This is a genomic window from Sphingomonas sp. DG1-23 (assembly GCF_030730875.1).
In the GTDB taxonomy this organism is placed as follows: Bacteria; Pseudomonadota; Alphaproteobacteria; order Sphingomonadales; family Sphingomonadaceae; genus Sphingomonas.
Map to the genome: position 1 here is coordinate 183,284 of NZ_JAVAMA010000001.1, position 23,851 is coordinate 207,134.

22 protein-coding genes are annotated in these 23,851 nt (G+C 68.7%); 7 read left to right on the forward strand and 15 right to left on the reverse strand.

Translation table 11 applies throughout. The features are described 5' to 3' along the window. Positions 1-65 precede the first annotated feature (65 nt). From Q9Q95_RS00810 to Q9Q95_RS00825, 4 genes are read left to right on the forward strand one after another with little or no spacing between them, the layout of a single operon-like run. The gene (locus Q9Q95_RS00810) at positions 66-2,174 is read left to right on the forward strand and encodes a TonB-dependent siderophore receptor (RefSeq protein WP_306093160.1); all 2,109 of its coding nucleotides are present in this window, start codon (positions 66-68) and stop codon (positions 2,172-2,174) included. After that, a complete protein-coding gene (locus Q9Q95_RS00815) occupies positions 2,174-3,604 on the forward strand; it encodes a DUF3526 domain-containing protein (protein ID WP_306093161.1) in 1,431 nt (476 codons plus the stop codon). The genes Q9Q95_RS00810 and Q9Q95_RS00815 overlap by 1 nt, the downstream gene beginning before the upstream one ends. Continuing rightward, positions 3,601-4,995 (forward strand): DUF3526 domain-containing protein, encoded by a 1,395-nt coding sequence (locus tag Q9Q95_RS00820; RefSeq protein ID WP_306093162.1) that lies wholly within the window; start codon positions 3,601-3,603, stop codon positions 4,993-4,995. The genes Q9Q95_RS00815 and Q9Q95_RS00820 overlap by 4 nt, the downstream gene beginning before the upstream one ends. 13 nt (positions 4,996-5,008) lie before the next feature. Then, on the forward strand, positions 5,009-5,713 hold the full coding sequence (locus tag Q9Q95_RS00825) for an ABC transporter ATP-binding protein (protein WP_306093163.1): 705 nt from the start codon (positions 5,009-5,011) through the stop codon (positions 5,711-5,713). Between the two features lie 201 nt (positions 5,714-5,914). On the opposite strand, the gene Q9Q95_RS00830 is transcribed toward Q9Q95_RS00825, so the two are convergent. From Q9Q95_RS00830 to Q9Q95_RS00880, 11 genes are all read right to left on the reverse strand, one after another. Beyond that, the gene (locus tag Q9Q95_RS00830) at positions 5,915-7,336 is read right to left on the reverse strand and encodes an efflux transporter outer membrane subunit (RefSeq protein WP_306093164.1); all 1,422 of its coding nucleotides are present in this window, start codon (positions 7,334-7,336) and stop codon (positions 5,915-5,917) included. Continuing rightward, positions 7,333-8,940 carry an MFS transporter gene (locus Q9Q95_RS00835; RefSeq protein WP_306093165.1) on the reverse strand — a complete coding sequence of 536 codons (1,608 nt, stop codon included), beginning with the start codon at positions 8,938-8,940 and terminating at the stop codon, positions 7,333-7,335. The genes Q9Q95_RS00830 and Q9Q95_RS00835 overlap by 4 nt, the downstream gene beginning before the upstream one ends. After that, positions 8,937-9,965, reverse strand: a complete 1,029-nt coding sequence (locus Q9Q95_RS00840; protein WP_306093166.1) for an HlyD family secretion protein — start codon at positions 9,963-9,965, stop codon at positions 8,937-8,939. The genes Q9Q95_RS00835 and Q9Q95_RS00840 overlap by 4 nt, the downstream gene beginning before the upstream one ends. 28 nt (positions 9,966-9,993) lie before the next feature. Then, positions 9,994-10,776: an alpha/beta fold hydrolase gene (locus Q9Q95_RS00845; protein WP_306093167.1), complete on the reverse strand. Its 783-nt coding sequence runs from the start codon at positions 10,774-10,776 to the stop codon at positions 9,994-9,996. 42 nt (positions 10,777-10,818) lie between these two features. Continuing rightward, on the reverse strand, positions 10,819-11,595 hold the full coding sequence (locus tag Q9Q95_RS00850) for an SDR family oxidoreductase (RefSeq protein WP_306093168.1): 777 nt from the start codon (positions 11,593-11,595) through the stop codon (positions 10,819-10,821). Next, complete coding sequence (locus tag Q9Q95_RS00855; protein WP_306093169.1) at positions 11,592-12,221, reverse strand: glutathione S-transferase N-terminal domain-containing protein; 630 nt, start codon at positions 12,219-12,221, stop codon at positions 11,592-11,594. Before Q9Q95_RS00855 ends, Q9Q95_RS00850 begins: the two co-directional genes overlap by 4 nt. After that, the gene (locus tag Q9Q95_RS00860) at positions 12,218-12,982 is read right to left on the reverse strand and encodes a sensor histidine kinase (RefSeq protein WP_306093170.1); all 765 of its coding nucleotides are present in this window, start codon (positions 12,980-12,982) and stop codon (positions 12,218-12,220) included. The genes Q9Q95_RS00855 and Q9Q95_RS00860 overlap by 4 nt, the downstream gene beginning before the upstream one ends. 71 nt (positions 12,983-13,053) lie before the next feature. Beyond that, entirely contained in the window at positions 13,054-13,518 is a 465-nt protein-coding gene (locus Q9Q95_RS00865; RefSeq protein WP_306093171.1) for a carboxymuconolactone decarboxylase family protein, read from the reverse strand. Positions 13,519-13,546: 28 nt separating this feature from the next. Further along, positions 13,547-13,948: a hypothetical protein gene (locus Q9Q95_RS00870; RefSeq protein WP_306093172.1), complete on the reverse strand. Its 402-nt coding sequence runs from the start codon at positions 13,946-13,948 to the stop codon at positions 13,547-13,549. 8 nt (positions 13,949-13,956) lie between these two features. Then, entirely contained in the window at positions 13,957-14,718 is a 762-nt protein-coding gene (locus Q9Q95_RS00875; RefSeq protein ID WP_306093173.1) for an SDR family oxidoreductase, read from the reverse strand. Positions 14,719-14,752: 34 nt separating this feature from the next. Continuing rightward, complete coding sequence (locus tag Q9Q95_RS00880; RefSeq protein WP_306093174.1) at positions 14,753-15,505, reverse strand: SDR family oxidoreductase; 753 nt, start codon at positions 15,503-15,505, stop codon at positions 14,753-14,755. Between the two features lie 325 nt (positions 15,506-15,830). On the opposite strand from Q9Q95_RS00880, the gene Q9Q95_RS00885 reads away from it, so the two are divergent. After that, positions 15,831-16,655, forward strand: coding sequence for an alpha/beta fold hydrolase (locus tag Q9Q95_RS00885; RefSeq protein WP_306093175.1), 825 nt, complete (start codon positions 15,831-15,833; stop codon positions 16,653-16,655). Between the two features lie 36 nt (positions 16,656-16,691). On the opposite strand, the gene Q9Q95_RS00890 is transcribed toward Q9Q95_RS00885, so the two are convergent. The 4 genes from Q9Q95_RS00890 to Q9Q95_RS00905 all read right to left on the reverse strand — a co-directional run bounded on the left by Q9Q95_RS00890 (position 16,692) and on the right by Q9Q95_RS00905 (position 19,988). Continuing rightward, positions 16,692-18,320, reverse strand: a complete 1,629-nt coding sequence (locus tag Q9Q95_RS00890) for a sensor histidine kinase (protein ID WP_306093176.1) — start codon at positions 18,318-18,320, stop codon at positions 16,692-16,694. Between the two features lie 52 nt (positions 18,321-18,372). Then, positions 18,373-18,747: a response regulator transcription factor gene (locus tag Q9Q95_RS00895; RefSeq protein ID WP_306093177.1), complete on the reverse strand. Its 375-nt coding sequence runs from the start codon at positions 18,745-18,747 to the stop codon at positions 18,373-18,375. A gap of 82 nt (positions 18,748-18,829) precedes the next feature. Then, positions 18,830-19,516: a response regulator transcription factor gene (locus Q9Q95_RS00900; RefSeq protein ID WP_306093178.1), complete on the reverse strand. Its 687-nt coding sequence runs from the start codon at positions 19,514-19,516 to the stop codon at positions 18,830-18,832. A 76-nt stretch (positions 19,517-19,592) separates the two neighbouring features. Beyond that, entirely contained in the window at positions 19,593-19,988 is a 396-nt protein-coding gene (locus Q9Q95_RS00905) for a hypothetical protein (protein WP_306093179.1), read from the reverse strand. 155 nt (positions 19,989-20,143) lie between these two features. On the opposite strand from Q9Q95_RS00905, the gene Q9Q95_RS00910 reads away from it, so the two are divergent. Next, on the forward strand, positions 20,144-23,227 hold the full coding sequence (locus Q9Q95_RS00910) for a sensor histidine kinase (RefSeq protein ID WP_306093180.1): 3,084 nt from the start codon (positions 20,144-20,146) through the stop codon (positions 23,225-23,227). Then, on the forward strand, positions 23,220-23,846 hold the full coding sequence (locus Q9Q95_RS00915; protein ID WP_306093181.1) for a response regulator transcription factor: 627 nt from the start codon (positions 23,220-23,222) through the stop codon (positions 23,844-23,846). The genes Q9Q95_RS00910 and Q9Q95_RS00915 overlap by 8 nt, the downstream gene beginning before the upstream one ends. The last annotated feature ends 5 nt before the right edge of the window (positions 23,847-23,851 follow it).

Here is a 23,851-nt window from a genome sequence, read left to right on the forward strand (position 1 = left end):
ATATACCATATCGCGATTCGAACGAGGGGGATCGATTGAACCGACTGTCCATTCGGGCGGGCCTGATGCTTGGCCTGCCCTTCATCACCATGCCTGCCTTCGCCCAGACCGACGACGAGGAGCATTCGCGTCGCGCGGACATCGTCGTCACCGGGATCCGCGAGGACGACAGCTACGCGCCGCAGCAGGCGACGGTCGCCGGCAAGAGCGCGGCGCCGCTGATCGAGATTCCGCAATCGGTGAGCGTAATCGCGCGCCAGCAGATCGAGGATCGCAACCTGTTCACGATCGGCGAGGCGGTGCAGACCGTGGCGGGTGTCACGGTGATGCCGTTCGACGGCACCAATCCCGATTATCGCGCCCGCGGCTTCGTGCTCGATTATGCCTATGACGGCATCCCCTCGACCTTCTCTTCGGGCGTGCCCGAATTCGACCTAGTCATCTACGAGCGGCTCGAGGTGCAGCGCGGCCCGACCGGCCTGTTCCGCGGCTCGGGTTCGCCCGGCGGCACAATCAACCTGATCCGCAAGCGAGGGCAGGATCAGCTCGCGCTCTCCGGCGCGCTCTCCACGGGCTCCTGGAACAATCATCGTGGCGAGTTCGACATCGGCGGACCAGTCGATGCCGCAGGGCGCCTGCGCCTGCGGGCAGCGGGCGCCCTCCACGACCGCGACTTCTTCCAGGACAAGTCGCATACCCGCAAGCTCACTGCCTATACCGCGCTCGACCTGGACCTGACGCCGACCACCACGATCGGCGCCTCGCTCAGCTATCAGGATACGGTGGCGGACACGCCGATGAACGGTCAGCCGGCCTATGGCTTGTCGACCGACGGTCGACGGCACCCGCTGACCGATCGGTTCCTGAGCTTGCCCCGCACCTTCCAGCACCTGCCGAGCTGGAACAGGTTCGCCGAGACGACCACCGAATATGCCGGGGAGATCAAGCAGCAGCTCGGCGACTGGTCGATGGTCGTTCGCGGGCTCCACCGCGACATTCCGCGCGCCTGGGAGGACGCATTCGTTCGTCCCGGCACCGGCGTCGACCCCGTCACCCTCACCGCGGAATATGTGAACCGCCGCAGCCGCGGCGTGAACGGCAAGACGTCCATCGATGCCTATGCCACGGGGCCTTTCAAATTGTTCGGCCAGGAGCATGAGCTGGCGATTGGCTATAGCTGGGACAAGAGGACGACCTCGTTCCTCAATCGCACCCAGACGCCGGTCGGCCGCTATTCGATCTACGACGCGGATTCGATCCCGCTGCCGGGCGCCGCCTTCACGTCGGGCAGCGAAACCGACCTGCAGCAGAGCGGCTTCCATGCCCAGCTCCGGCTGCGTCCGATCAAGGGTCTGACGATCGTCGCCGGCGGGCGGATCAGCGACTATACCAACAAGTCGCGGAACGTCGCGCCTTCGCCCGCTACCGACTTCCTGACCGGCGCCCGCGAACGCGGCCAGTTCACGCCGAGCCTCGGCGCGGTGTTGCATCTCACCGACGATGTCACGCTGTACGCAAGCTATTCCGACATCTTCAACCCGCAGGCCTCGCTGCGGGCCGATGGCAGCGTGCTCGATCCGCGCATCGGCGAGCAATATGAGGCCGGGCTCAAGGGTCGCTTCCTCGATGGCGCGCTCAACGCCAGCGCGGCGGTTTTCCGCAGCAAGGACAAGAACCGCGCGCTCGCCGACACGGCAAACCCCGGCTTCTTCGTCGAGGCAGGCGTCGTCACCATCGAGGGCTTCGAGTTCGAAGTCACCGGGCGTCCGCTTCCCGGGCTGGACCTGGTCGCGAGCTACACCAACGTGAAGACCCAGTTCGAGCTCGGAACCGCGGCCCAGACGGGAGCGGTGTTCGACCTCAACACGCCGAGGCACCAGTATAAGGCATATGTCCGGTACGAGCCGGCCGCGCTTGGCGGCGGCTTTGCGGCGGTGAGCGTCAACGGCCAGAGCGGCGTCGTTGCCGGCGGCGTCGCCGGGGTCCGGGAGCAGGCGCCGTTCGCGGTCGCCGGCGCACAGCTCGGGTGGCGCGTCAACAAGGGCCTGCGGGCGTTCGTGTCGGTCAACAACGTGTTCGACAAGGTCTATTATCAGCGCGTCGGCTCGATCAACACCTACAACTTCTATGGCGAGCCGCGAAACCTCCTGCTGACCCTGCGGGCAAGCTACTGATGCGCCCCGCCCTCCTTCCTGTAATCGCCGCGCAGCAATGGCGGCTGCTGGTCCGTGACCGGCGGCTTGCGGTGCTGGGGCTTTCGCTGCTGCTGGCGCTGCTCGCCGCCGCGATCGCCGGCGCCGCGGTGCACGGCGGCCGGGAGAAGGAGCGGCGTGCTGCCCAGGCCGAGGAGGCGCGGGTCTGGGCCTCTCAGGGTCCGGCGAACCCGCATGGCGCGGCGCATTTCGGGCGCTATTTCTTCGAGCCTGCTTCGCCGCTGGCTGCGATCGACCCAGGGCTGCTGCCGCAGCTCGGCAATTCGCTCAAGATCGAGGCGCATGCCAACAATCCTGCGCGCAACCGCGCGATCGACGGCGGCACTGCACTCGACCGGTTCGGCGGGATCAGCCCTGCGACGATGCTGCAGCTGTTCGCACCTTTGCTCGTGATCCTCTCGGGCTTCGCCGCCTTTTCGGGAGAGCGGGCGCGCGGCCTGCTCCGGCAGGAGCTCGCTGCCGGTGTTGCCCCGGCAGCGCTGATGACCGGGCGCCTCGTTGGTCTGAGCGCGACGGCAGGATTGCTGCTTACCGTCGCCGCGCTTGCGAGCCTGCTGGCGCTGGCATGGAACGGCGGCGGACCCGAGGACTACACGGCGTTGCTGTGGATGATGCTCGGCTATGGCCTCTATCTCTTCGCCTTCGCCGCGCTGACACTCGCGGCCTCCGCTGCATTCGCCTCGGCGCGCACTGCTCTGGTGGTGCTGCTCGGCTTCTGGGCCATGGCGACATTGTTCGTGCCGCGCGTGGCGCCTACGATTGCGGAGACGCTGGCACCTACCCTGTCCGGCCCGGCGTTCGAGGCTGCGGTCACCCAAGAAGTGCGCGAAGGGCCGAGCGGCCATGATCCGCAGGATGCGCGTCTCGAGCGGCTCCGCCAGGCGACGACGCGACGCTATCGCGTGACCCGGCTCGAGGATTTGCCGGTCGACTTCAACGGCATCGCCCTCTTTGCCGGCGAGCAGCTCTCCACCGCGATCTACCGCCGCCACTTCGCCGCGCTGTACGACGGCTATGACCGACAGGCGGCGATCGAGCGCGGCTTCGCCCTTCTCTCGCCCTTCGAGGCGATCCGCCCCTGGTCGGCGGCGCTGGCGCAGAGCGACCAGCATGCACATCGCCGCTTCCTCGAACAGGCGGACGGCTTCCGCTACGATCTGGTCCAGACGCTCAACCGCGCGATCATCCATCGCCGGAAGGGCACGGAAGGACCGTACCTCGCCGATGTCGCGGCGATCACCCGCGAGGCGCGCTTCAGCCCCTCGCCACCCCGCCTGCGCGAGGCGCTGGGGCGCCACTGGCCCGACCTCGCTTTGCTTGCATCCTGGGCCGGCGGCGCCACGCTGCTCGCATTCGCGGCCGCGAAGCGCCTTGCAAGGGCTGGCGCATGACGGGGCGCTTCGAACGCGTCCGCCTCGAAGGCGTCCGCGCCTGGCGCGATCCGGTGATGCGAGTCATGCTGGTCCTGTTCGCGATCCTGGCGGGCTATACGGCACTGAGCGGCGCACGCTGGGCGGACGCGCGGCGGGACGCGGTGCAGCAAGCCGTGGCAGTAGCCGACGAGACGATGGCACAGCGGCGTAAGACGTTCGCCGAGATGGTCGCCAGGGGCGAGAAGCCCAATTTCGGGCTGATCTACGCGACCGCCCTGCCGTTCCACGCGGGCCTGCCCAATGCGCCGCTCGCGGCAGCGTCCGCGGGCCAGGCCGAGGGCTACCCCGCCGCAGCCAGCATCGCGCCCTTCCTCGATCCCTGGACGATCTTCGATCCTCACATGGCAGGGCTCGAAAGTCCGTCGGTACTCGCGGCAGGCCGCTTCGACCTCGCCTTCGTCATCGTCGTGCTGCTGCCGTTGCTGCTGATCGCCGCCACCTACGACTTCTGGTCGCGCGATGTCGAGAATGGCAGCGCGCGTTTCCAGCTCGCCCAGCCGGTTTCGCCCGCGAGCCTGATCCTGGTGCGGGTCGCGCTGCGTGGCGGTACCCTGCTCCTCGGCTCGACGCTGATCGCCTGCCTCGCATTGGCGATCGCCGGTGCGCGCAACCTTGGCGACCTTGCCGGCTTCGCCGCGATCGTCCTTGCCTATGGCCTGTTTTGGGTTGCGCTCGCCACGCTCGTCAATCTGTTCGTGCGCGCCTCCACCACCGCGGCATTGGCGGCGGGTACCGCCTGGCTGGCGATCGTCGTGCTGCTGCCGGGGGTCATGGCCGCCGCCGCCGATCTTGCCGCCCCGCGCCCCTCGGCGCTGTCCTACACCAATGCCGTGCGTGCGGCAGGTCTCGAGGTCCGCGCCGATCATGCCGCGGCGGCGCGCGCGGCCGCCACGGCAGAACCTGGCAACAACTATCCGGCGTCGCTGTGGCACAGCCGCGCCGAGATCCAGGTTCGGGACGCTCGGCTGGGGCCCATTCACCGCATGCACGCCGAAGGTGCCGACAGGCATCGCCGCCTCGCCGAACGCCTGCGGTTCCTCTCGCCCGCAGTGATCGCCCAGGATGCGCTCGACCGGCTCGCAGGGACCGATGCTGCGCGCGCGCTCGCATTCCAGCAACAGGCGCGCGCCTTCGCCGCGCGGGCGCGCAGGCTCGCCTTCGACTGGATGGATCGCGGCCGGCTGATGACGCTCGCGGACTATGATCGGCCGCTGCTGCGTTTCGGCTTCGTCGAACCCTCGCGCATCGCGCCAATGGCTTCCGACCTGTTGGGGCTGCTGCTGTTCGCCGGTCTGTTGCTCCTGTTCGCCGTCCGCCGTCTCCGGGGCGGTCCGGCCAAGCTGCTCTGAGGATATGTCATCGATGCTCGAAGCCGTCGCGCTCACCAAGGATTTCGGCAGCCACCGCGCGCTCGACGCGCTCGACCTTCGCGTTGAGGCGGGAGAGATCGTCTGCCTGCTCGGCGCCAACGGCGCGGGCAAGACGACGACGGTCAACCTGTTTCTCGGTTTTCTCGAGCCGAGCGCCGGCGAGGCACGCGTTGATGGCGTGGACGTGCGCAGCGATCCCGTCGGCACCAAGCGAAAGCTTCTCTATGTGCCCGAGCAGATCGCACTCTTCGGCGAGCTGACCGGCCTCGAGAACCTCGCCTATTTCGCAGCTCTCTCGGGTATCGGCGACCGGTCGCCTGCCATTCTGCGCCGGTGCCTCGCGCAAGCCGGACTGGCGGCCGCGGCAATGGATCGCAGGGCAGCGGGCTATTCGAAGGGCATGCGGCAGAAAGTCGGCATCGCGCTGGCGATCGCGAAGGAGGCGCGCGCCCTGCTGCTCGACGAGCCGACCTCAGGTCTCGACCCTCAGGCATCGGCCGAATTTCACGCGCTGGTGGTCCGGCAACGCGACGCCGGCGCTGCCGTCCTGATGGTCACGCACGACCTCTTCCGCGCCCGCGAAGTGGGCACCCGAATTGGATTGATGCGAGAGGGACGACTGCGACGCATGATCGACGCGGCAGACATCACTGCAACAGAACTGGAAGACCTCTATCTCGAAGAAATGGGACGATAGGACCAAGCACTCTAGCGCTCCGGGCGACGACCTGAAAAGGATGTGCGAATCGCCCTGGCTGCTTCCCGAACGCGGACGTCCAATCAAAGCTAGTCACGCCAGCTGCGCTCCCCATCGCGGACATTCCATAACTGACAAATTTTCTGCTTATCGCCGGCAATGGCTTGCCCGCAGACTGACGTCCCGTCCGGCCGGCGCTTGTCACGGAGTGTCGTCGACGGCCTCCCATCCTCCTCCCAGCGCCTTGTACAATGAGGCGATCTGCTGCAGCTCGAATGCGCGCGACTGGATGCTGAGCCGGTCGACAATGCTGAAAGCGGACTGCGTCTGCAACAGGATCGAAAGGTCGTCCTCGCCCGCCTCGTAACGCAGCCGCGCGATCCGCACCGCTTCCTCTGCGGCCGCACGCGCCTGACCCCGCTCCGCGCGGGTACGTCCGGCCGAGGCATGCCGATTGATCGCGGTTTCGCTGTCGGACAGCGCGGCGAGCACGCTGCGCTCATAGCGCACCATCGCCGCATCGGCGCGGGCGTTCGCCGCGCGGATCTGCGCGCGAATGCGCCCGCCGGAGAAAATCGGCCAGCGCAAAGACGGTCCGACCGAGAACCGCAGGCTGGTACCCGAGGCGAGATCGCCCGGCTCGCGTGCCTGCAGGCCGATTCCGCCCAACAGCGATAAACGCGGGAACAGTTCCGCGGTGGCAACGCCCACTTCCGCAGTCGACGCCGCGAGGTCGCGCTCCGCCTGCCGGATATCGGGCCGCCGGCGCAGCAGATCGGATCGAAGCCCCGCCTGCACCGCGACGTCGCTCGCAGGCAGTGCGCCCGGCGTGCGCAGGCGGTCATACAGGGCCTCGGGCGGCTGACCGAGCAGCAAAGCGATGCGGAAGGCCGCAGCGGCGGCGTCGCTCTCATACCCCGGGATAGCCGCTGCGGTGCTGCGCGCCTGCGTCTCGGCGCGGACCAGATCGAAGCGCGAGGCGAGCCCCACGCCGAGCCGATCGGCGACGAGCTGCGCGATCGACTGCTGCGCGCGCGCATCGGCGACGGCGTTCGCCTGCAGGCTCTGCGCGGCGCGCAGGTCGATATAGGCACGTACGACCTCTGCGATAACCTGCAAGATGACCGCCCGCCGCGCCTCTTCCGCCGCCTGCGCGCGCGCCTCGGCGCTCTCGATCGCGCGGCGCGTGCCGCCCCAGAGATCGATCTCCCACGAAGCGTCGAACGCGAGATCGTAGATGGTGAGATCGGGTCCTAGTCCCGGTACCTTGCCGACCGGGAGCGAACCGTTCTCGCTCAACCGGCTCTGCGTCGCCGCCGCCGACGCGCCGACCTGCGGTGACGACCGCCCGCGAACCGCATCGCGATTGGCGCGCGCCTCTCGCAACCGGGCCTGCGCTTCCGCAAGATCCTTGTTGCCGGCGATGGCGGTTTCGACCAGCGCACCCAGCATCGGATCCTCGAACCGGGTCCACCAGGCGGCATCGACCGCGCCGGGCGCCACCGGGGAGAGCCAGGCCACATCGACGGTCGTCACGGGAGGCCGGTAATCGGGCCCGACCGTGCAGGCTGCGACGCAGAGCGCGAGCGCCGGAGCGGCGAGACCTCGACCCTTGCCGGTCACGACGCAGCCTCCGCCAATTTCGCCGCGCGCGCCTTGGCCGTGCGGGCCAGCGCGATCTTGACGGCGATTACGACCGGTGCGGCGAACACGAAGAGCAGCGCGACACGGGCGAACGCAGTGTCGAAAGCAATGACGATCGCCTGCCCGCCGATCGCGCGGCCGAGCATCGCAGTCGCGACTCTTGCTGCCGCCCCCGTCTCCATCCCGCGATTGACGAGCAGCGACGTCATCGTCCCTAGCCGCTCGGCCAGCGCCGGCGTTCCGGGGGCAAGCGCCGCCGCGAGCACACTCTGGTTCGCGACGATCTGATGATCGATGCCGGTCTGCAGCCAGGCGACGCCGATCAGCCCGCCGAGCTGACGCCCGATGCTGAAGATCGCGATGCCCGAGGCGAGAGTCGCCGGCGCGAGCCGCCCGAAGGCGATCAGCGTGATCGACAGGAAGAGGAAGCCGAGGCCGAGGCCGCGCAACAGGACCGCGGGCAGCATGTCGTGCGCGCCGCTCCCGGCGTTCGAACCCGACAACATCCACATCGCGACCATGATCAGCCCGATGCCGAACGGGACGGTCGCGATCGGCGGGATCCCGCGCGCCTGCATCAGCCACGCCGCCAGCAGCAACGCCGCCACGAACAGTGCGCCGCTCGGCAGCAGGAGCAGGCCGGCGTCGGTGGGCGTGAAGCCGAGCGCGGCGACGGCGAAGCCGGGAATGAGCCAGGCGCTGCCGAACAGCGCCGCACCGGCCACGAAGCTGACGACGAAGGCAAAGGCGAAGTCGCCGACCCTGAAAACGCTCAGGTCGAGCAGCGCGCAACTGCCTGCCCGGCGTTGCCGGAGCACGAACAGCAACAGGCTCGCCCCGGCGATCACGCTCAGCCAGACGATCCGGTGCGTCTCGAACCAGTCCCAGCGGCTGCCCTGGCTCAGCAGCCAGCTGGTGCCGAACATCGCCACGCCGAACAGCGCGAGCCCCGGCCAGTCCGGCGTCCGCCGTTCCGGCGACGGCGCCGGGAGCGCGAACCCGTCGACGAGGACGAGCCCCGCAGCAGCAAGCGCGAGGGGGAGGACGCAGAAGAATATCCACGCCCAGGATTCAGTATCGATCAGCCAGCCCTGCAGCGCCGGGGCGAGGGTCGCCGGAGCGACGACGGCTCCCATCGCGAAGATCGCCTGCAGCATCGGCTGGCGGGACGCGGGCCAGCCCCAGAACAGCATCGCCTGACCGCAGACGAGCAAAACCGCGCCGCTGAGCCCCTGTACCGCGCGCAGCAGGATCAGCAGATCGAGCCGGATCGTGATCGCGGCGAGGCCGCAGGCAGCGCCCATCGCCAGCACTGCCCAAAGCAACAGGGTCCGCGGCTCGACGCGCGCGACCAGCCATGGCGCAAGCCCCAGGCCGGTCAGCTTCGCGCCGACATAGCTCACGTCCAGCCACGCGAATTCGTCGGGCGTGGCGTGGATGTCGCCGATGATGTCGGCTCGCCCGAGCGACAATGCGGTCCCGGCGATCGCTTCGGTCAGGCTCGCCAGCACGATACCGCCGACCAGAAGCCAGCCGGATGCGCTCGCGCCGCGCTCCGCCGGGGCGGTAATCGCGGTGGTCACGATGCGCCTTCGACGTCGACCCGGGCGGAGAGGCCCGGCACGAGCCGTCCGTTCAGCGGGTTGCTCCGCAGCCGGATCTTGACGGGCACACGCTGCACCACGCGCACGAAATTGCCCGTCGCATTGTCGGCGGGGATCAGGCTGAACGTGGCGCCGCTGCCGGGCGCGAAACTGTCGACGACGCCGTAGAGCGCGACGTCGGGATAGCCGTCCACGGTGATCCGCGCGCGCTGTCCAGGCCGGATCCGCCCGAGCTGGGTTTCCTTGAAATTGGCGACGACGAACAGATCGGCGACCGGCACGATGTCGAGCAGCGACGCGCCCGGCGCCACGAGCCGGCCGACGCGGACCTGGCGATTGCCCACAACGCCCGCGATGGGCGCGCGGACGATCGTATTGTCGAGATCGATCCGCGCGAGATCGCGCGCGGCTTCGGCCTGCGCCACCGCCGCGACCGCCGCCTGGCGCTGCGTGGTCAGAAGCGCGATTCGTTGCTGTTGCGCTTCGACCGAAGCGGCGGACACCGCGGTTCCCGCCTCGGCGCGGAGCCTGCCGGCATCGCTCTCGTCGACCTGTGCGCGGCTGACCGCGCCGCGCTCGACCAGCTCGCGCCTGCGCTCACTGGTCTTGCGGCTGAGGTTCAGGTCGGCGAACGCCGCACGCCGCTGGGCTTCCGCCTGGCGCACCAGCGTGTGCTGCAGCCGGATGTCCTCGGCGCTGTTGGCGAGGCGGGCCCGCGCCGCCGCCACCGCCGCCTCCGCCTGCGCCAGCCTCGCGCGATAGTCGCGGTCGTCGACGCGGAACAAGACGTCGCCGGCGCGCACCGCCTGATTGTCGCGCACGGCGACCGAGATCACATATCCGCCGACCTTGGGCGCAAGCGATGTGACGTCGCCGCGGACATAGGCATTGTCGGTCGAAGCCGACGCTCCCGAACGCGCCCATGCCCAACCCGCCATCAGCACTGCCAATGCCGCGACGCAGAGCAGCGCGCCGATGATCCTCTTCCTGCTGGCGCTCTTCATGTCCGCCTCCTGTTGGCTCAACGCGGCGTCATTCAGCCGACGCCGCTTCCTCGATCAGCGCGGCGACCTGCTCGGGATGCGAGAGCATCAGCGCATGCGAGGCGCCCTCGACGACGACGGTCTTCCGCGCCCGGGCGCGCTCGGCCATGAACTTCATCACCGCGGCAGGAATGTTTCGGTCCGCGGACCCGTAGATCACCCATGACGGCAGCTTCTTCCACGCCGCGGCGCCCGAAGGCTCGGCGAGCGCGGATGCGGCGACCGGCCGCTGGGTCGCCGCCATCTCGGCGGCCTGCCGCGCCGGCAGGTCCGCGGCGAACTGGGCGTGGAACCTGTCGGGCCGGATGTAGAGATCCTGCTTGCCGTCGGGCAGCGTCACGGTCGTGAGCGTCTCCCCGAGCGTGCTTCCCGGGAATTTGGCGGAAAGGCCGAGGCTGGACTCGCCAGTTTCCGGAACGAAACCGGCGACATAGACCAGCGCCTTGATATTGGTGTCGCCGCTCGCCGCCTCGGTGATCACCGGCCCGCCATAGGAATGGCCGACGAGCACCACCGGACCGCCGACGGAGCGGACGACCGCCGCGACGCTCGCCGCATCGCCCGCGACGCTGCGCAGCGGATTGGCGGCGGCGATCACCTTGTAGCCGTCGCGGGCGAGCGCCGCGATGACCGGTTGCCAGCTCGACGATTCGGCGAAGGCGCCGTGGACCAGCACGATCGTCGGCTTCGTGTCGTCGGCGGGCTGTGCGGTCGCGCCCGGGCACGGGGCGAGCGCTGCAGCAAAGACAAGGGCTAGAGCTGGAATGCGCATTTCTTCCTCCATTCGATCGTGTTGGTGCGGGCCCGGCAGGGATCAGCCCGCGCGGGCCGCGGCCCGGCCGGCGGGCTGCAGGCTGTCACGCAGCCAGTCGTCGAACCGTTGCGCGGCGATGCGGGCATCGGGTCCGGGAAGCAGCGAGCGCTCCTCGAGCTCGAGGCCGAAATAGCGGGCATGGACGTCCGCCACGACGCGGCGCCCGTCCTCGTGCGCAGTCGCGATCTCGGTCGCAATCTGATCGAGACGGAATTGCTCGGGCCCCGCGATCTCGATCGCGGCGTTGAACGGATCGCTGAACACGACGTCCGCCAGCATATCGGCGACGTCCTCGCCCGCGATCGGCTGCGCCAGCGCCGGCGATATCGGAATGTCCCGCGCCGTCCCTTCCTGGACCACGTCGCTGATGAATTCGAAGAACTGCGTCGAACGCAGGATCGTAAAGGGTATTCCGGAGCCCCGGACGATATCTTCCTGCAGCTGTTTGGCGCGGAAATATTCGCCGGCGAGCAGGCGATCGACGCCGACGATCGAGAGCGCGATATGGTGCCGTACCCCGGCCGCGCGGCCCACCGCGGCGAGGTTGCGCCCGGCAGCCTCGAAGAAGCGGAGCGCCGCGGGACCTTCGAGCGAGGGGGAATTCGAAACGTCGACGACGATCTCGGCTTCCGCCAGCGCTTCGGCGAGCCCCTGACCGGTCACCGCATCGACCCCGTAGCTCGGCGACGCCTCGAAGACGCGGCAATCCTCCTGGCGCAGGTTCCTGACCAGCCTCTCGCCGATGCGGCCGCTGCCGCCGATGACCACGATCTTCATATCAGCACCTCGATCGACGAGACGTCGAGCGAAGGCGGCGGATCGAACAGCCCCTCCTCGATCAGTGCCTGGCGGACGGCGGGACGTTCGAGGACGCGGGCGAAATAGCCGAGCATCTCAGGGGCCATGCGCACGCCGAAGGCATGCGCCCAGCGCAGCATCACGAAGAGATAGGCGTCGGCCACGGTGAAGCGCGGCCCGAACAGATAGAGCTCGTTGACATGTTCGGAGACCAGCTCGAGCCGGCGCGCCACCGCTTCGGCGGCCTCGGCCTTGGCGTCGTCGCTGTCCGAATGCCAGAGCGGCTTGAACGCGACGTGCAGCTCGGTCGAGAGCCACGACAGCATCTCGATCAGCCGGGTGCGGCCGAGCGGGCCGCCGGGCGCGAGCTCGGGGTGACGATCGGCGATGAACTCGAGGATCGCGGTGTTCTCGGTGACGGCGTTGCCGTCGTCGAGCACCAGCATGGGCACATAACCCTTCGGGTTGATCGCGGTATAGTCGTAGCCGCGCTCGGTGAACTTGGTCTTGATGTCGACCCGCTCGAACTCGGCGGGAAAGGCGGCTTCGTGGAGCGAGATGCGGCCCGAAAGGCTGCAGGCGCCGGGTGCGTAATAGAGCTTCATGGACGTGACTCCTCTGCGTGCGGGTCGGGGGGGACGGCAGCGGGCAGCCGAAGCGTGACGACGGTGCCGATACCGCGCTCGCTCGCGATCGCGACGTCGCCGTCCGCGGTGCGTACGAATTGCTCGACCATCGGCAGGCCGATGCCACCCAGCCCATCCTGTTTGGTGGTGAAGAAGGGATCGAAGGCGCGCGCGACCGTCTCGGGCGACATGCCGACGCCCTGATCGGCGACCTCGAGCCCGATCATCGCGCCGGCATGGCCGACGCGGCGGGCGCGGATCGCGATGCGGCCGCCACCGGCCATCGCGTCGCGCGCGTTGAAAACGAGGTTGAGCACCGCCCGGCGCAGCTCGATCGGATCGCATTGCGCCGCGGGCAAGCCGGGCTCGACGTCGAGCGTCAGGACCAGCCCGGGATGGTCGAGCGCTTCGACCAGCGCCGCGACGTCGGCGAGGCACGCGACAAGGTCGCTCCGCGTTTCGCCGGTGTCGCGAATGCGGCCGAGATTCTGCCGGACCAGCGCGCCGGCATGTTCGAGACAGGTCCGCGCCCGATCGAGCATCGGCCCGGCATGAATCGCGGGCATTTCGGGGGTACGGGCGATGATGTTGATCGCCGACGTGGCGATCTGGATCAGGTTGCCGAGGTCATGGACGACGCCTGCCGCCGCGATCGCCGGAGCGCCGCCGGGGCGCGACCGATCGCCGATCGGAGGCAGGATCTCGCAGTCCCGCGCGTTTCGATCCTGAAAACCTATCATCGATACCTCCGTGGCAGGAAGGCCGCGAACCGCGCGGGCCGGGGCGCCGCGCGGCTCGCAACCGTCGGCGGTCAGGCGGCGACGGCAGCCGGCGCCTCGACCGGATGGACCGCGCGCAGGCCGATCTGGACGCGGTTCCAAAGATTGATCGCGCCGATCAGCAGCGTGAGATTGGCGATCTCGGTCTCGTCGAACTGGCTCTGAAGCAGCGCGTAATCGCCGTCGGGCGCGCGCGTCTCGGTGATCCGGGTCAGCGCCTCGGTCCAGGCGAGCGCGGCCCGCTCGCGATCGGTGAAGGCCGGAGACTCGCGCCAGGCGTCGAGCAGGTGGATGCGCATGTCGCTTTCGCCCTGCTTGCGGGCGTCGGTGACGTGCATATGGATGCAGAAGGCGCAGCCGTTGATCTGCGAGGCGCGCAGCCGGACCAGCTCGGCGAGGCCGTGCTCGAGCCCGCTCTGGCCGATGGCGGTCTCGACGGCGATCATCGCCTTCGCGCCTTCGGGTGCGGCCTGGAAGATGTTCAGTCGGGGAGTCATGGTCTTCTCCTTCGGGGTAAAGCGATGTTCAGGCGGCGCGGCGTTCGCGCCGGGCCCAGAAAGTCAGGCCCAGCGCGAGCAGCGCGGGGAGCGTGACGGCGGGGAAATCCCGGGCGAGCGCGGAGGCGCCGCAGATGCCGACCGCGACTTCCCAGAAGTGGAAGAGCGCGTGGCAGCTCAGCCACAATGCCGCGCCGCCCCACAGCACCACCCGATAGCCGGGCCGCGCGGCGCCGATCAGGAAGGCGGCGCCGAGGAACAGGAAGATGATGCCGATGTCGCGGATGAAATGCTGGTTGAACGGACCGGTGGTGGTCACGCCCGGCACCGCGAAATACCATCCCGCGGGCGAGACCAACATATAGGCGCCGTTGACGAGCGCGCCGATGCCGAGGAGCACCGCGAGCGCGAGGCAGGTCTGTTTCAGCATCGCCCCGCTCACTTCTTCGCGGGCGGCGGCACATTGGCCACCCACCAGTCGAAGCCGGTGGCGCCGAGGCGTGCCCGTGCCCCTGGCATCAGCGAGCCATTGTCGATCCGCAGCCCGAAATAGGGCGCTTCCGGATCGGCGATCACCCGGCGCGGATCCTTGTCCCAGGCAAGGACCCGGGCGACGAGTTCGTCCATGTAGAAATCCTCGGGGCCGGCGATTTCGATCGTGTCGCGTGCCGGCCCGGCCAGCGCCGCCTGCGCCACGGCCTCCGCCACATCCTGCGCCGCCATCGGCTGGAAGCGCGCATGCGGCAGCCGGACGACATCGCCTTCGGTCGCCGATCCGGCGATGCCGCGAAGGAATTCGAAGAACTGGGTGGCGTGCACGATCGTCCAGGGGATCGGCGAGGCCTTGATCAGCTGCTCCTGCGCGAGCTTGGCGCGGAAATAGCCGCTGTCCTGCAGCCGCGCGGTGCCGACCACCGAGAGCGCGACATGGTGGCGTACCCCCGCCTTCGCTTCGGCGGCGGCGAGGTTCCGGCCCGCAGTCTGGAAGAAGTCCATCGCGGTCCGCTCGTCGAGCGTGGGGGAGTTGGAGACGTCGATCACGGCGTCCGCATCCGCCAGCGCCGCATCGAGCCCCGCGCCGGTGATCGTGTCGACGCCGGTGTTGGGCGCCGCGGCGATCGCTTCATGGCCCTGTTGCCTGAGCTTCTCGACGGTCTTCGAGCCGATCAGCCCGGTTCCGCCGATCACGACGATCTTCATGCCAATTTCCTTTCGTTCGAATGGGGAGAGCGGTTCATGCCGGCACCAGCGCCCGCTGCAGCCAGTCGTCGAAGTCCGCTGTGTCGAGGTGCGGCGCCTCGCCGCCCGCGAGCGGATCGCCGTCGAGGCGCGCGCCGAAAAAGCTGGCGTGGCCATCGATCAGCACCGGCCGATAATCTTCGTTCGCAGTCAGGATCTGCTGCGCGAGCGCGGGCAGCTGATAGGCATTGGGACCGGCGATCTCGACGATGCCGTTCGCCGGCGCCCGCAGCGCGACCCGCGCGAGGACCCCGGCCGCATCCTCGACGGCGATCGGCTGCACGCGCACCGGCGGCACCCGTACCACCTCGGCCGCGCGCCCGGCGTCGACGACATCGTAGATATACTCGAACAAGGGCGCCGAGCGGATGATCGAGAACGGCATGGCCGAAGCCGCGACCAGCGCCTCCTGCATGCTCTTGGCGAGATAATAGCCGTCATTCACGCGTCCCGCGCCGATCGCGGAGAACAGAATGTGGTGGCGGACCCCGGCGCGCCGCCCGGCGAGGAGCAGGTTCCCGGTCGAGGCCCGGAAGAAGCGGAGCATCGCCGCCGGATCGCCATAGCCGGGGTTGGAAACGTCGACGATCGCGTCGGCGCCCTCGAGCGCAGCGGCAAGGCCCGCGCCGGTCGCGATGTCGACTCCGGTCGAACGGGCGGCCGCGACCGCCTGATGCCCTGCCGCGCCGAGACCGCGGACGAGCTTCGCGCCGACCCGGCCGGTTCCGCCGATAACCACGATCTTCATGAGCCACCTCGCTGGCCGGTCACGCCGACGGGCGTTTCCGACAGAGGCAGGATCGCGGATCGGAGCCGCCGCCTCTATCGTGCCGAGGCATGCGCGAGGCTCGCCATTCGGCAGGCCACCCTCTCCTCAGGTGCAGGTGCGGCACGCCCGAAGCGAGCGGCGCGCGACAAACCCCGCAGATCGGCGCGTTGCACCGATCCGTGCGGCGAGGGCGAAGCCTCCGCCGGCATGCCCTCGGCCGACACTCGGTCTGATCGCGCGGCCACGCCGCGTGCGCCTATTGCCTGCAGGCGCCCATGATGGCGCACGACCGAGGAGATGTTCAGTGCCGACGATCACGACGCGCGACGGACACGAGATCTATTACAAGGATTGGGGCGAAGGCCCCGTGGTCACCTTTTCGCATGGTTGGCCGCTGAGCTCGGACGCGTGGAGCGGGCAGATGCTGTTCCTCGCGCAGAACGGCTTCCGGGTCGTCGCGCATGACCGGCGCGGCCACGGCAAATCGGCGCAGAGCTCGGCCCGCAACGACATGGACGGCTATGCCGACGACCTCGCCGAGCTGATCGAGGCGCTCGACCTGCGCGACATCGCGATGGTCGGCCATTCGACCGGTGGCGGCGAGGTTGCGCGCTATATCGGCCGGCACGGCACCGGCCGCGTCGCGAGGGCCGTGCTGCTCGGCGCAGTGCCGCCGGGCCTGCTCCGCACCCCGGAAAATCCCGAGGGCCTGCCGATCGAACTGTTCGACGGGTTGCGCAAGGACATCGCGGCCAATCGCTCGCAATTCTACCGCGATTTCGCGATCCCGTTTTACGGCGCCAACCGCGCCGGCGCCGAGGTTCCGCAGAGCCTGCTCGACGAATTCTGGCTGATCAGCATGCAGGCGGGTCTCAAGAACGCGTGGGAATGCATCAAGGCCTTCTCCGAGACCGACTTCACCGCGGATCTCCGGAAGTTCGACGTGCCCACCCTCGTGGTGCACGGCGAGGACGACCAGATCGTGCCGGTCAAGGATACCGGGCACAAGACCGCGCGGCTGATCCCGGGCGCGCAGGCGATCTTCTATCCCGGCGCGCCGCACGGGCTGACCGCGACGAAGCACGCGGCGCGATTCAATGCGGACCTGCTCGCTTTCATGCGCAGTTGAACGAATGTCCCGGCGGCGCCCGACGCCGCCGGGCCGTCATCCCTCGACCGGCGGGATGGTTATGCGGAAGATCGCGCCGCCTTCGGGGTGATTGGACGCCGTGATCGTTCCGCCATGCGCCGCGATGATCGACTGGCACAGCGCCAGGCCGATCCCCATGCCGTCGGGCTTGGTGGTGAAGAAGCCGTCGAAGATGCGCGCGAGGTCCGCCTCGGCGATGCCCGGGCCATTGTCGCGGATCGTGAAGTGGACCGCGCCGCCGGCATCGCTCGACGTCGCGAGCGCGATACGGCCCTCCCCCGTCCCCATCGGTGCCAGAGCCTGGAGGCTGTTGACGAGCAGATTGACGATCACCTGCTGGAGCTGGACCCGATCGCCGAGCACGCGGTGCACGCCGATGTCGAGCACCACCGACAACTGGATGCCCCGCGCCTCGACGTCGTGGCAGACGAAGAGCAGCGCCCCCTCGACCACGCCGTTGAAATCGAGCGGCATCGGCTCGGGGAGGTGCCGCGCCGCCATGCCGCGGATGCGCTGGACGATCCCGCCCGCATGGCGCGCGCTCTCCGCGATCCGCCGGTTGAGCTGCGCCACCTTGTCGAGATTGGGATCCTCGCGCGACAGCCACCGCAGGCTCGTCTCGGCGTTCATCGCGATCGCGGCAAGCGGCTGGTTCACTTCATGCGCGATCGAGCTCGCCAGCTCGCCGAGCGTCACGATCCGCGCCGCGCGGGTATAGTCGGCCTGGAGCTGACGGAGCTCGGCTTCGGTGCGAAGCCGCTCGGTGACGTCCTCCAGCGTCAGCAACGTGATGTCGAGGCTTTCGGGCGGCGTCGGGAACGTCACCGTAAGTTCGACGTCGATGACGCGGTCGTCGAACGTCCGCAGCTTCATGAGCTCGACATGGCTGCGCTGCCCATCGAAATGCGCAATCGTGACGCGCCGCGCCGTTTCGGGCGCAAGCGCGAACACATAGTCGACCGGTCCAATCAGATCGGCGACTCCGCTCGCGCCGAGCAGCGTCGCGGCACCGCCATTGGCGTCGGTCACGCACACGATCGCGCGGGCGCGATCCACGAGGTCCGGATGCGCCTCCAGATGCGCGCGGATGTCGCGGACGCCCTCCGAGCGGAGCTGATAGAAGACGGCGCCCATCGGTCGCGCATCGACCTGCAGTAGCGCCCCGGGGAGATGATGGATGAGGCGGCGATAGCGTTGCTCGCTGGCACGCACCGACCAGAAGGAGCGATCGTCACCCATCTGCCCATCGACTGCGACCCATACCGTGTCCGGGGCGAGGTCGTCCGGTGCGCCCCAGACCGTCAGCACCGCATTGCGGAACATGAACGAATTGATCGCGCGCTCCCGGGGCGCATGATCCGGTCTGTCCGAAGTCACCGCAACGATCAGTTCGGCCAGGATCGTCCAGCTCTCGGGCGGGCAGAAGCTCGCGACCGGCTGACCGGTCATGATCTCGCGGCCGACCGGAGAGCCGACCAGCTCGAGCCCGCGCGCATTGACGTCGACGATGCGTGCCCCGTGGAGCAACGCCGCCACCCAGTTCGGCCATTCGCCGCCGTCGGCGACCGTATCGACGAGCGCGCGAACGCTCGACAGATCGACTTCCCAGCATGCCGCCGAATCATCGGCTACGCCCAGGGGCATACTTCCCACCTCGAGGATCTGCGATCCAGCCAGGGACGCGAGGCGAGTCACGTCAGCGACGTCCGCCCAGCACGGCGCGAAGCGTCGCGATCAGCGTCGCGTCGTCGAAGGGTTTGGTGAGAAACCCGGCCGCGCCGCCCTGCATCGCACGGGCGCGCGTCGCCTCCTCGCTGGTCGAGGTGATGAAGATCACGGGTATCGGCGCGCCGCACGCGCAGAGTCGTCGCTGCAGTTCGAGCCCGTCGATATCGGGCATGCGAAGATCGGTGATGACGCAGTCGAAATCCCGAAACGCGGGATCGGCCAGAAAATCCGCGGCGCCGGCGAAGCTGCGCGCCGGCAGATCCTCCACCTGCAGGAAGTCGACAAGCGCCTCGCGTACGGCTGCGTCGTCGTCCACGATCGCGATCATCCAGGCCTTGGACAAGCGGAGGGTCCTCTTCGACGCGGCCGGCGCGGCCCCCTCCGGATGTCGCTGATTTAACAGCGGGTTGTAACCATACCATGGTCTAGGTCCGCGCCTCGCGCAACTCGGGCGGGAGCACGTCCCATGCCCGGATCAATTCGCCGATCGTCGCCGCGCCCATCTTGCGCATCACGCTGCTGCGATGAAGCTTCACGGTGACTTCGCTGATGCCGAGATCAAAGGCGATCTGCTTGTTGAGCCGTCCGGACGCCACCTGGGCGAGGACCTGTCGCTCGCGCGGCGTGAGCGTTGCATGACGATCGGCCTGTTGCCGGATTCGTCGCATGTCGGCACGGCTGGCAAGATCGCGCTCGATGCCGGAGGCGACGGCGTCGAGCAGCGATTGGTCGCGCACCGGCTTGGTCAGAAAATCGATCGCTCCGGCCTTCATCGCCTGCACCGACATCGGGATGTCGCCATGGCCGGTGAGAAATACGATCGGGCGCGCATTGCCCGTCGCCGCGAGATGGTGCTGGAGGTCGAGCCCGCTCGATCCGGGCATCCGGACGTCGAGCACGAGGCAGCCCGGCCGGTCGGGCAGCACCGCCTCGAGCAATTCGCGCGTCGAGCCGAAACCCGCAGTGTCGATTCCCACCGACTGCATGAGCTCCTCGATCGACATGCGCACGGCTTCGTCATCGTCGACGATCAACACCAGCGGGCGGTCCTGCACGACCGCCGCCGGCAGCGCCGTGGCTGCTTCGTGATCTAACTCGGATCCGTGGATCATCGTCACCTCCGGGCGATTGCGGCTGGAGACAGGCAATAATTTCATGACGCGACTGCGCGCGAAACCCCGAAGCCGGTTAGCCCCGCCCTCCCCGATCGAGGGAGCGCGGTTCCAGCCGGATGACGCGATGACCGTAGCGACGCGCGTCGATCGACCACGCGCCGGGCCCGAGCAGCGCCAGCGCAGTGGCGGAGCCCGCGGCGGCGCACAGCAGCAGTGCCGCCTCGCCGCGGGCCGCGAACAGACCGGCGATCAAGGCCGCGGCGAGCAGCAGCGCCGCTGCCCGGGTGCCCAGTCCGGTTATGAGCGCGAGCACGAGGATTCCGGCGGCGGCCGCTGCCAGCCACCAGCCGCCCGTTGTCGGGGTCAGCCGCGCGAGCGCGGGATAGACGATCGCCGCCGACGATAGACGCATCAGCAGAAGTGCGGCACCGGCGGCGCCGTCGGGATAACGCAGAATCAACTTTGGCACGGCCCAGCGATAGCTCCGCCAGGGCGATCGGCCAGCCTTCGGTTCGGGGATGTTACGATCCCCCGTTCGGGGGTAGCATGGGCGGTGCCGGCCGGCGAATGGGCGCTCTGGCTTGAGTAACGGCGGGGAATCCAGCGCGAGTTGCAGGGACGGCGATGCAGCTGAAATGGACGATTTTCGTCGCGGCGGCGCTGTTGCTCTTGCTGCCGTGCGTCGATGCCGCCGCCGATCCGTCGGATGCCCCGGCGCGGCGGCTGAGCCACTATACCCATCAGCGCTGGAGCGCCGAAAGCGATGCGCCGCGGCCGGTCTTCGCCCTCGCCCAGGACCGGCGTGGCTATCTGTGGGTGGCGAGCGCGGCCGGCCTGTTCCGTTTCGACGGTATTCGCTTCGAGGCGATCAGCATGGGCGTCGATCTGATCGAGCACGGCGCGCCTTCCGCGCTTCTCGTCCGGCGCAACGGCGAGATCTGGACGAATTTCGAACGTTCGGGGCGTTTTGCAGTCTATCGCGATGGCCAGCTGCGCTTCCTGCGCGCCCCGCCCGCCCCCGCACGCGTGATGTCGATGCACGAGGCAGAGGACGGAACGATCTGGGTGGCGACCGAACGGATCGGCGTGCCCCTGCTGCGCTTTCGTCACGGCAAATGGACCTCGTTCGGCATCGATGCCGGAGCGCCGCTCGACAATCCGTTCAGCATGGCGGTGACGCCCGACGGTACGGTCTGGTTCTCCTTCACAGCGTCGGTGGCGCGACTGGCGCGCGACGGCGGTCGGTTCGAATTCGTTCTTCGCCGACGCGGCATGCTCGGCCGGCTTTCGCTGGATCCGCAACAGCGAGTCTGGCTGACCGAGCGCCGCGGCACCTATCCGCTTACCGGCCCGCGGGGACAGGGGAAGCCGCCGCTGCTCCGGCACGCCTATGCGACCGACAAAGGCCAGATACGCGGCTGGCCTACGTTCGACCGCGAGGGAAATCTGTGGATCGCGACTTATTATCACGGGCTGCAGCGCATCCCCCGGCCCGATCCCCGCGGCGCGCCCTCGACGGCCGAGGGCGCGTCCGCGGTCGAGCATTTCACCGCGCGTGACGGCCTGTCCTCCAACGCGATGGCGCAGATCCTCCAGGATGCCGAGGGCAATGTCTGGGCTGCCACCGAAAATGGTGTCGACCGGTTCTGGCCCGCGACCTTGCGCCTCGAGCCCGAACTCACCGAGCCGGGCGCGTTCGGCGACTTGCTGCTGCAGGGTACGGACGGCGCGGTCTATATCGGCCAGGCGCACACGGTGTACCGGGTCCGCCCGGGCGGGCGCCCGGAGGCGATCTTCCGGACCAAAGCCGCGCCGCGGACCCTGTGCGAGGCGCCGGACGGCGGACTGTGGATCGCGCTCGATCAGACCCGCGAGGTCGTGATCTGGCGCGCGGGCCGCGTCGACCCGCTCGGTCGGCCCGCGCCCCTCACCGACACGATCTACGACTGCGCCTTCGACGCCAGAGGCGGTTTCTGGCTGACGGCCGCGCTGGGCGGGATGGCGCGGTATCGGGCAGGTCGCTGGCAACGCATGTTCGACTCCCCTGGTAGCGGCTTTCTGCCGAAATCGATGGTCACCGACGAACAGGGTCGGATCGTGCTGCAATGGAATGACCATGTCCTGAGCCGGCTCGAGGGCGAGGTGCGCCGCTCGGTGCCACTCCCGCTCGACGGATATGGTCCCGCGGAAGTGGCGCTGTATCCGATCGCCCCGGCGACGTTGTTCGCCGGCGGACGATTCGGCCTCGCCCGGCTCCGTGACGACCGCTTCCAGAGCATTTCGGCGCGCCGGGTTCCTCTGCTTAGCGGCGTGAACGGCATGGTCCGGACGTCCGAAGGCGATACCTGGCTGACGGCCCCAAGCGGGGTCCTGCGCATCGCTTCCACGGCGCTCGACCGTGCCTTTGCGGATCCGGGCGCGGCGCTACCGATCCAGGTCTTCGGCGCCGTCGACGGCCTCAGGAGCCGGCCGCACTCGCACAGCCGCCGCGCGATCGTTCGCGGCGGCGACGGCCGGCTGTGGATCGCTACCCAGACCGGGACCCTGTGGCTCGATCCGACGGACGTCACGCGCAGCCGGACGCCGCCGAATGTCGCAGTCGGCGCCCTCGTCACGCGGAAGCGGGTCTATCGCGATCCGGCCGCGCTGACGCTGCCGGCCGGTACGTCGAACATCCAGATCGACTTCGCTGTGCTTAGCTTCTCCAATCCCCGCGCGACGCAGGTCCGCTATCGGATCGAGGGGCAGGATGCCGACTGGGTCGAGGCCGGCACACGCCGTCAGGCCTTTTACACCAACCTCAAGCCGGGCAGCTATCGTTTTCGACTGATTGCGGCGAACGACAATGGCATCTGGAACGAGCAAGGTGCCACGGTGGACTTCGTCATCCCGCCGACCTTCGTCCAGTCCGGATGGTTCGCCGCGCTGTGCGTGGCGTTCGTGCTCCTGCTCCTCGCAGCAGCATATCGACTGCGCGTGGCACAGGTGGCCAACCGGATCCGGACACGGCTCGAGGAACGGCTCGGCGAGCGCGAGCGCATTGCCCGCGAGCTTCACGACACGCTGCTGCAGAGCGTCCAGGGGCTGGTCCTGCGCTTCCAGTCGGTGGCGAACAAGATGCCTCCCGAAGGCGCGTCCCGCACCCAGCTCGAAGCGGCCCTCCAGCGCGCCGACGAGGTCCTCGCCGAAGGGCGCGATCGCGTGCAGGATCTGCGAGCCTCCTCGGGATCGGGCGATCTCGCGGAACTGATCAAGGACCGGGCGATCGACGCCGGCTTCGATCCGCAGATTCCGATCCGCATCATCGTCGAAGGCAGGCAGCGAACGGTCCATCCGCTCGTCGCGGCCGAGCTCGGCCGGATCGCCGGCGAGGCGCTGTTCAACGCCGCGCGCCACGCCCGCGCCAGTTCGGTCGACATCACCATTCGCTTCGAAGCCCGTCAACTCGCCGTCGAGGTGCGCGACGACGGCGTCGGGATCACCGGTGAAGTTCTCGACAAGGGGCACAAGCCGGGCCATTTCGGACTGATCGGCATGCGCGAGCGGGCGGAACGGATCGGAGGCAGCTTTTCGGTCGACAGCCGACCCGGCATGGGGTGTGCCGTGACGATGGCGTTGCCCGCCCGTCTCGCTTTCGCCGATCACGCGCCGCGTGGGCGGCTATTCGCGCGGCTTTGGCGCCGTTGGAAGGAATCCGGCCATGGCTGACACGCCCATTCGCATCCTGATCGTCGACGATCATCCGCTCCTGCGCGAGGGCGTCGCCGCGATCCTCGAGGATTGGCGCGACATATCGGTCGTCGGCGAGGCCGGCGATGGCGCGGAGGCAGTGGAGCAGTTCCGCATTCTCCAGCCCGACGTCACGCTGATGGACTTGCAGATGCCGGGAATGAACGGGCTCGAGGCGATCATGGCGATCCGCGCCGATTTTCCGCAGGCGCGCATCCTCGTCCTCACAACCTATGCGGGCGACGCACAGGCGGTTCGCGCGCTCAAGGCAGGCGCGACCGGATATCTGCTCAAGAGCAGTCTCCGGACCGAGATGCTCGACGCGATCCGCAACGTGCATCGCGGACGCCGGCACGTTCAGGGCGACGTCGCAGCCGAGATCGCGCTCCACGTCGCCGACGAGGCGCTGAGCGAACGCGAGACCGCGGTGCTGCGTCTCGTCGCAGTAGGCAAGGCCAACAAGGAGATCGCGCGTGCGTTGTCGCTCTCCGAAGAGACAGTGAAGGCGCACCTCAAGAACATTTTCGCCAAGCTGGACGTGGGCGATCGTACGCACGCCGTGACCGTGGCCGCGCGGCGCGGGATCATCGAGCTCTGAGGCTC